Source organism: Micromonospora sp. ATLC16, assembly GCF_057196645.1.
The window spans coordinates 1-8,440 of the sequence record NZ_JBXUOW010000118.1; the positions used below are offsets into that span (position 1 = coordinate 1).

The window sequence follows — 8,440 nt, forward strand, 5'->3', positions numbered from 1 at the left end:
GGACCGCCCGGCGAGGCTGCGGCGTCCGGACCGCCCGGCGGGGTTGGATCCGCCGACGAGCCGTCGGCGGTCGGTGCGGCGGCGGGCGGCGCGTCCTGGTCGGCGCCGCAGCCGGCGAGGGCCATGGTGACCATGAGCAGAACGACGGTAGGCAGCATCCGATGACTCACCCCCGCAGTCTGTCCAACCGGGATCGCCACCGGCAGTGGCCGGTCGGTCAGCGACGCTGTCGGCTATCCGGCACAGGACCGCCGTCGTCACGGCATCCACAGGGCGGTCGCCCGGCGCGGGCGACCCGCCCGCCGGTCACCCCGGCCCGCCGCCATCCGCCGTGTGGTGGCGGATACGGGCGTACGATCCGGTGCCGTGACCAGCAGCGCTGCCCGCAAGTCCCGGCCACCGGCGGAGGCCCTCTCGCTGACCACCGACTACGGCCTCGCCGACGGCTTCGTGGCGGTCTGCCACGGGGTGATCGCCCGCGTCGCACCCGCGCTGCGGATCATCGACGTGACCCACCTGGTGCCGCAGGGTGACGTCCGGCGGGGAGCTGCGGTGCTGGCCCAGACCGTGCCGCAGCTGCCGCCCGGGGTGCACGTGGCAGTGGTCGACCCCGGAGTCGGTACGAACCGCCGGGGTGTCGCGCTGGGCACACCCGGTGGTCTGCTGGTGGGTCCCGACAACGGCCTGCTGCTCGACGCCGCCGAGGCGCTCGGCGGGGTTACCGAGGCGGCGGAGCTGACCAATCCGCACTGGCTGGCGCCCCGGGTGTCGGCCACCTTCCACGGGCGCGACGTCTTCGCCCCGGTCGCGGCCCACCTGGCTCTCGGCGCCCCGCTGGCCGAAGCCGGCCCGGCGGTCGACCCCGCGACGCTGGTACGGCTGCCCGCGCCGCTGGTCGTCCGGCTGCCGGACGGGTTCGTCGCCGAGGTGGTGACGGTGGACCACTTCGGCAACATCCAGTTGGCTGCGGCGGCCGAGTTGCTGGACCCGCTGCCGGCCCGGGTGCGGGTGCGCCCGGTGACTGGCGACCCGGCCGCCGAGGACGGCCCGACGGGGGTCGACGGGTGGGAACGGGAGGCGGTGCACGGGCGTACCTTCGGCGACGTCCCGTTCGGCGCCCTGGTGGCGCACGCCGACTCCGCCGACCGGGTCGCGCTCTCCGTCAACGGTGGACACGCCGCCGAACTGCTCGCGGTGGCCCCGGGTACGCTGCTGCGGGTCCGGGGTTACGGCGTCGTGGGGGACGCTTCCGGACAACACGGATGAAGCGTCTACTGTGGAAAGCTGTCAAGGTGGATAATCGCTGGGTTCCCGCCGCATGTCCCTGCTGCGCGTACCGGACCGGCGGCGGCACCTGCCCGGTCTGCTTCTGGACGGATGACGGTCAGGGCGACGCCGACGCGGACGTCGTACGCGGCGGGGCGAACGGGGACTTGAGCCTGTCGCACGCCCGCCTCAACTTCGCCGTCTACGGCGCCTGCCACCCCCGGTACCAGGAGTTGGTGCGCACTCCGAGACCGGAGGAGCTGCCCTGAGCCAGCCGGCACGGGCAGCCACCGACACCCGCTGACCCGGCGAGCCGGGCCGGCCTGGGAGGACGCCGACCCGGCTCTGGCGTCGGTCTCAGCAGAGCGGCACCGATCCACCCCAGACCGTCGAGATGTACGCGTGGCTGACGAACTGCCCGCCGGCCAGGCGATTCCACCGGTTGGTCGTCCGGTACGGGCCGACGATCGTCTGCCCGGTCACGTAACACTGGATCGGCACGTTGGCGTACTGGGCGGCCAGGCCCCGGGACTGGTAGCCGGTGCTGGGACCGGACCGCACGGTCAGTGGCCCGTCACCGACCACCCCTCGGGGGCCGGTGCCGGTCCACAGGTACGCCACGTCGACCCAGGCGTTCGTGGACAGTTGCAACCCGTCCCAGAACGTCCCGTCGGCGAGGTCGATGCCGGCCGGGTTGAGCACCACCCGGCCGAACTGGTCCCGCCCTCCGTTGTAGCCGTCCTGGTAGGCGGCCTGCGCCTGCGGTCTGCCCTGCGGCAGCGCCTTCCAGTTCTCCCGTACGGCACTGAGGTTCCAGTAGTCGTCGCGGGTGTTCCACGGCCCGACGTCCCAGACCGGGGCGTACTCGCAGCGGCTTCCGGTGGTGCTGGTGGTGCAGACCCGCACGGTGTAGTCGCCGGAGTTGCGCGGAGACAGCCCCCGGCGGGAGGGCAACGCAACGAAATGGTCCCGGGTGCGGACCCTGTGCCCGTTGGCGGTCAACTCGCCCACCAGTCCGATCCGGGTCGCGTACACCCGGTAGGTCAGGCCGGGGGTGGCGGCGGTGACGGCGGCGACGGTGTCGGCGGTGAGCCGGACGGCGCGGACCTCGGTGCTGGCACCGGAGGGGCTGCCGGTCAGTACCACCCGGACCTGTACCCGGCGGATGGGCCGGTCGAAGACGGCCGACGGCGCCGCGTCGCGCCATTCGGTCCAGCCGGCCGTGCGCCAACCGCGGACCTGGACGGTCGCGGTGGCACCGGGCCGACTGGCGGTGGTGAGCTGGGCGCGGATCCGGGTGGCCGGGCGACCGAGGGTACGCGGAGCGGCCACCAACATGCCTTCGGCGACCGCGCTGCGCCGGGCCGGCACCGCGGGTGGCCGGGCGTCGGCCAGTCGCAGGCCAGTTCGGCCATGTCGCACGTTGACGTCGTCGGCGTCGACGACCGACAGGTCAGCGGTCCACCGGTCGGCGCGGCCGGCCGAGGAACCGGAGTGGGGATGGAGGGTGACGGCGAGGACGGTGGCCAGGACGACGCCCAAGACGGAACGGCGGGGATGATTCATCGGCATTCTCCTCAGAACTCCCTGATAGTGCCTATATCCGTAGATCGAACAGAAGTGCCATACAAATAGCGATACATGTGAATTGCCTTCGGATGAGGGAGAATGGGGGCGTGCCCGAAGGTGACACCGTCTGGAACACCGCCCGCGTCCTGGAACGCGCCCTGGTCGGCACCCGGCTGACCGGCAGCGACTTCCGGGTGCCGTCGCTCGCCACCACCGACCTCGCCGGCTGGTCGGTACGCGACAGCGCGAGCCGGGGCAAGCACCTGCTGCTCCGGCTGGAAGCCCCCGCCGGCCCCGGCGAACCGCGCTGGACGCTGCACTCGCACCTGCGGATGGACGGCACCTGGCGGGCGTACACCCCCGGGGAGCGGTGGACGGCCCGACCGGCGCACCTGATCCGGGTGGTGCTCCGCGCCCCGGACGCGACGGCCGTCGGCTACCACCTGCACGAGGTGGCGCTGGTGCCCACCGCCGACGAGGAACGCCTCGTCGGTCACCTGGGCCCCGACCTGCTCGGCTCGGACTGGGACCCGGCCGAGGCCGCCCGTCGGCTCACCGCCCACCCGGACACACCGGTCGGCGTGGCCCTGCTCGATCAGCGGATCCTGGCCGGCGTCGGCAACCTCTACAAATGTGAGGTGCTGTTCCTCCGCGGCGTGCACCCCCGCACTCCCATGCGGGAGGTGCCGGACCCCCTCGGCCTGGTGACCCTGGCACAGAGGTTGCTGGCCGCGAACCGGGGTCGCTGGACGCAGAGCACCACCGGCTCGCTCGGGCGTGGCCGGACCAGCTACGTGTACGGGCGACGGGCACAGCCGTGCCGGCGCTGCGGCACCGCCGTCCGCAAGGAGGAACTGGGCGAGCGGGTCACCTACTGGTGCCCCACCTGCCAGCCCGGCGACCCGGCCTGAGTCGTCACGTGCATCTTCCACGCGAAGGTCTGGGCAGGTCGGAGCCGGTGGACGGCCGTCCAGGCGACCCGCGCGGAGTGGCGGCGATGACACGCCGGCAGCTCGGCAGATTGGCACGAAAGGGGACTTCCTAACCGGCCACCACACGTCGCATGCTGCGGTTGAGGCTCACGGAACGTCAGCACGCGCGTCCGCGCCGCCACGTCGGGGTGGTGGCCGCCGCGCCCCGATCACCGGGAGAGCCATGGCCGTGTTCCGCAGACTCCGGTCGACCTGGCTGGACCGCGTAGCCCGCACCGACCAGGCGGGCACACCGAACGCCGTCCCCGGCACCCGAGCCGCCCCGGACACGGACAACGGCACACCCACCCGTCCCGGTCCCGACGCTCCGACGCGTTCCGACGCCGACGGGACGGCAGGTCCCGACGGCACCGGCCCGGGGGTAGCGACAGCGCCCGAGCAGCCGCGTCCGGAAACGGCACCGTTCAGGCCACCGGGGCCGCGCCCGGGGCCGGCGAGTCTGGACCCGGCGGCGGCCCCTCACTGCTTCGGCCCGGTGTCGAACCACGCCTACAGTCCACTGCCCGTGCCCGACGAGGACGGAAAGGTGGTGGTGGCCGGCACCGGACTGCGTAAGTTCGTCGACCCGCTGCCCGGCCTCGGCCCGCTGGGGCGTACTCCGCTCGGCGCCCACCTGCCGGTCGCCGTGCCCGACACCATCACCTATCCCGGTTGCGACTACTACGAGATCGGAGCGCAGGAGTACACCCAGCGGCTGCACCGGGACCTGCCGTCAACCCGGCTGCGCGGCTACCGCCAGCTCAACCTGGGCACCAACCCGGACGGCCACAACACGGTCACCCCGCCCCGACGGCCGTGGCATCTCGGTCCGGTCGTGCACGCCCGACGTGGCCGACCGGTACGCATCAAGTTCATCAACCAGCTGCCCACCGGCGATCTCTTCCTGCCGGTCGATCCGACGGTGCCCGGTGCCGGCCCCGGGCCCCTCGACGGGCCGGCACCCTACCCGCAGAACCGGGCCGTGCTGCATCTCTGCGGCGCGCTCACCGGCTGGATCAGTGCCGGCAACCCATGGCAGTGGATCACTCCGGCGGGTGAGATCACCCCATATCCCACCGGCGCCGGCCTGGCCCACGTGCCGGACATGACCCACCCCGGACAGGGCGCCGCCACCCTCTACTACCCGAACGACCAGAGCGGACGGCTGCTCTGGTTCCACGACAACACCGTCGGGCTCTCCCGGCTGACCGTCTACTCCGGCCAGCTCGCGCTCTACCTGCTCACCGACGAGGCGCAGGAGCGGTTGATCGCCGACGCGACACTGCCGGCCGAGCAATTGCCGCTGGTCTTCGAGGACAAGACTTTCGTGCCGGACGACGCCCAACTCGCCGAACAGGACCCGACCTGGGACCGCGACCGCTGGGGCGCCCGCGGCGCCCTCTGGCACCCGCACATCTACCAGTCCCGCCAGAACCCGTACCGTCGCGACGGAGTCAATCCGACCGGCCGATGGGACTACGGGCCCTGGTCGCGTACCGCCGCCGCCGACCCCGACGCGCCCGCCAGCGCCGTACCCAACCCGCACCACGATCCGGTCGCCGACCCGGACGAGCCCCCGGAAACCCCCGGGGTGCCGCACCCTAGCGCCGTGCCCGCCGCGTACGGCGACACGGTCCTGGTCAACGGTGCCGCGTACCCGTACCTGGAGGTGCAGCCAAAGGTCCACCGGTGGCGCATCCTCAACGCCTGCACCGACCGCTGGCTGAATCTTCAGCTGTACCGGGCCGCCTCCGACGCACCCATGTGGACGGCGCAGGGCACCCTCGCCGACGCCGCCGCCGGTGAGGTACCGATGGTCGACGCGGTACGCGCCCCGGACCGGCCGGCGGACTGGCCCACCGACGGACGGCCCGGTGGTGTGCCGGACCCGGCGGCGGCCGGCCCGCAGATGATCCGGATCGGCAACGAGGGCGGTCTGCTGCCGGCACCCGTGGTGGTGCCGAACCGCCCGATCGGATTCCGCTACGACCGACGCGACCCGACCGTGCTCAACGTCGACGGCCACGCGCTGCTGCTCGCCCCCGGCGAGCGGGCCGACGTGTTGGTGGATCTCGCCACCGTCGACGCCGGGACCACCCTGATCCTCTACAACGACTGTCCCGCCCCGCTGCCCTGCTTCGACCCCCGCTACGACCACCACACCGGTGGCCCCGACCGCACCACCGAGGGCGGCGCACCACCGACACTGCCCGGGTACGGACCGAACACCCGCACCCTGATGCAACTACGGGTGACGGGCACGCCGGCACCGCCGTACGACCTGGACCGGCTGCGGGACCGCCTGCCCGCCGCGTACGCGGCCAGCCAACGCCCCCCGGTCGTGCCGCAACCCGCCTACGACCCCTGCTTCGGCACCACCAGCGCACCCACCCGGATCCCGGTGCACGCCACCACAGTCGAGTTCACCCCGCCCGGCGGCGCGCCGGTCAGCCTGCCGCTGAACGTCAAGTCCGTCCGACAGGTCTTCGAGCCCGAGTACGGTCGACTCGCCGGCCGACTCGGGGTGGCCCACCCGCACGGCGCACCGTGCGGCGAGGGCAGCCTGCCGCTCGGCCCCACCGATCCGGCGACCGAGGTGGTGCACGCCAGCGACCCGGCCCTGTCGGTCGGCACGCCGGGCGACGGCAGCCAGATCTGGCGGGTACGCGGCTCCGGGCGGCAGAGCCATCCGGTGCGGTTCGACGGCCTGGACGTTCAGGTGGTCGGCCGGGTCGGCCGAGACGGCATGATCCGGCCACCGCACCCCGCCGAGCTCGGCTGGAAGCAGGTGGTACGCGTCGATCCCGGTGAGGACGTGCTGCTCGCGCTGCGCCCCGAGGCGCCGGTCCTACCGTTCAAGCTCGGCGACAGCGTACGGCTGCTCGACCCGACCCGTCCGGCCGGCACCCGGCTCGGATCGACCCCGGTCAGCCCCGTCGACGGGCGACCCACCACGGTGGCCAACCAGCTGGTCAACCTGGGCTGGGAGTGCCGCTGGGGCAGTGCGGCGGCCGGCCACCGGGACCAGGGCATGAGCCGGCCACTGGTGGTCCGGGTCTCGCCCCGGGCGCCGACCGGGCTCACCGCCGCACCGGCCCCCGGCTCGGCGACCGCGCTGCCGGCGATCGCCCTCGCCTGGACCGGCAACGGCAGCCGGCCACCCGCCACCAGTCACCTGCTGCAACGGGCCACCGACGTGACCTTCACCAACGGGTTGACCACCATCACCGTCGCCGCCACCGCGACCCGCTACACCGACGCCACCGTCACCCCCGGCGTCACATACCACTACCGCATCCGCGCCGAGAACGCGGCCAGTTGCTCCACCTGGTCGAACAGCGTTCCCGCATCGGTGCAGCTCATCGCGCCGGCCAAGCTGACCGCGAGCATTCCACCCGCCGCACCGCTGCGGGTGGCGCTGCGCTGGGCCAACCATTCCTTCGCCACCGGCATCGACGTGCAACGCGCCACCAACCCGACTTTCACCAGTGGCCCGGGCACCACCGCTATCAGCGTGGGCGACAACCACCTGGACCCGGCGGTCGCTCCCGACACCACCTACTACTACCGGGTACGCACCACCTACCTGGGCGCCGCCTCGCCCTGGTCCACCGTGGCCACGGTGATCACCCCACCCGCGCCCGGCACACCGACCTCGGTGAGCGTGGCCACCACCGCTCCCGGTCCGGACACCGCGACCGTGGTGCTGGGCTGGTCCGCCAGCACGCCCGCCGGCCAGGGCGCCGGCTTCACCGTGGAGCGGGCCCTGGACCCGGCGTTCACCCGGGAACTGGCGACCTTCACCGTCACCGGCCGCGGCTTCACCAACACCGGCCTGGCCCGGGGCGTCACCTACCACTACCGGGTGCGCTCGTTCAACGTGGTCGGCGGCTCCCCGTACACCGGCCCCATCCCGGTCACCACACCCTCCTGACCGGCGGGCTCGCCCGGCTCGGCCGGGTCGTTGACCAAGAGGTTCCGGTCGCGGTCGTGGCCCGATCCCGACGCAACTTCCTGATCGACGCGGCGGGGGCGGTGGTCAGGCTGAGGGGGCGGGGCGGGAGACGGCGCGGAGTTCGGACAGGGCGGCGGCGAAGCCGTGGAGGAGGTCGGTGGCCTCGGTGAGGCGGGCGGCGGCGGGGTGTTCGGATTCGGGGCGGTACTCCTCGGCGAGGTAGCCGGCGGCGGCGACCACCAGGCGCTCGTACGCCGCCACGCCCGTGTCCAACTGCCCGGTGAGCGCCCGGTGCGCCTCGGCCAGCGGCGGCTTCGCGTCGGCGGGGGCGAGACGGACCGCACGTTCCACGCTGGCGACCCGGTTGGCCAGCTCGCGCAGCGACTGCTCGGCCGCGGAGGCTTCGGCGACGGCCGGTTCGGCGAGGCCGGTCAGCCGGCCCGCCATGGAGGCCATGGTCGCGGCGGCCCGGTCCAGGCGCTCCCACGGCCCGGCAGCGGTGGTGCCGCGCAGCGCGGTGCGGGAGCGGACCCGACGCACCTCGGCCAGCACGCCGGCACCGGCGGGGAGTCGTTCCACGGCGGCGACCAGGCGGGCCCGGTTGCGGGCGGCCACCTGAGCCGGGTCCAACGGCGGCGGGGCGGGCTGGGCCGCGAGGGCGCGCAGGTCCACCCAGCGC

At 73.6% G+C, this 8,440-nt stretch carries 6 protein-coding genes; 4 read left to right on the forward strand and 2 right to left on the reverse strand.

Annotated features, from left to right (window positions below; genetic code table 11):
* The first annotated feature begins 366 nt into the window (after positions 1 to 366).
* Entirely contained in the window at positions 367 to 1,266 is a 900-nt protein-coding gene (locus AC2CHE_RS26035) for an SAM hydrolase/SAM-dependent halogenase family protein (protein WP_484507476.1), read from the forward strand.
* A 26-nt stretch (positions 1,267 to 1,292) separates the two neighbouring features.
* Positions 1,293 to 1,535 carry a CPCC family cysteine-rich protein gene (locus AC2CHE_RS26040; protein WP_484507477.1) on the forward strand — a complete coding sequence of 81 codons (243 nt, stop codon included), beginning with the start codon at positions 1,293 to 1,295 and terminating at the stop codon, positions 1,533 to 1,535.
* An 88-nt stretch (positions 1,536 to 1,623) separates the two neighbouring features.
* Here AC2CHE_RS26040 and AC2CHE_RS26045 read toward each other — a convergent pair whose 3' ends face one another.
* Positions 1,624 to 2,832, reverse strand: a complete 1,209-nt coding sequence (locus AC2CHE_RS26045) for a hypothetical protein (RefSeq protein ID WP_484507478.1) — start codon at positions 2,830 to 2,832, stop codon at positions 1,624 to 1,626.
* A 110-nt stretch (positions 2,833 to 2,942) separates the two neighbouring features.
* Here AC2CHE_RS26045 and AC2CHE_RS26050 point away from each other — a divergent pair, with 110 nt between their 5' ends.
* Positions 2,943 to 3,746: a DNA-formamidopyrimidine glycosylase family protein gene (locus AC2CHE_RS26050; protein ID WP_484507479.1), complete on the forward strand. Its 804-nt coding sequence runs from the start codon at positions 2,943 to 2,945 to the stop codon at positions 3,744 to 3,746.
* A 244-nt stretch (positions 3,747 to 3,990) separates the two neighbouring features.
* Positions 3,991 to 7,740 carry a hypothetical protein gene (locus tag AC2CHE_RS26055; protein WP_484507480.1) on the forward strand — a complete coding sequence of 1,250 codons (3,750 nt, stop codon included), beginning with the start codon at positions 3,991 to 3,993 and terminating at the stop codon, positions 7,738 to 7,740.
* 105 nt (positions 7,741 to 7,845) lie between these two features.
* Here the strand turns inward: AC2CHE_RS26055 and pspM are convergent.
* Positions 7,846 to 8,440 (reverse strand): phage shock envelope stress response protein PspM (pspM, locus tag AC2CHE_RS26060; RefSeq protein WP_484507481.1); only part of this gene is annotated, 595 nt, incomplete at its 5' end.

What these genes read in the sequence shown, in the direction of transcription:
- AC2CHE_RS26045 (WP_484507478.1), bottom strand. Translation starts at nt 2,832, where the DNA reads ATGAATCATCCCCGCCGTTCCGTCTTGGGCGTCGTCCTGGCCACCGTC.
- AC2CHE_RS26055 (WP_484507480.1), top strand. Translation starts at nt 3,991, where the DNA reads ATGGCCGTGTTCCGCAGACTCCGGTCGACCTGGCTGGACCGCGTAGCC.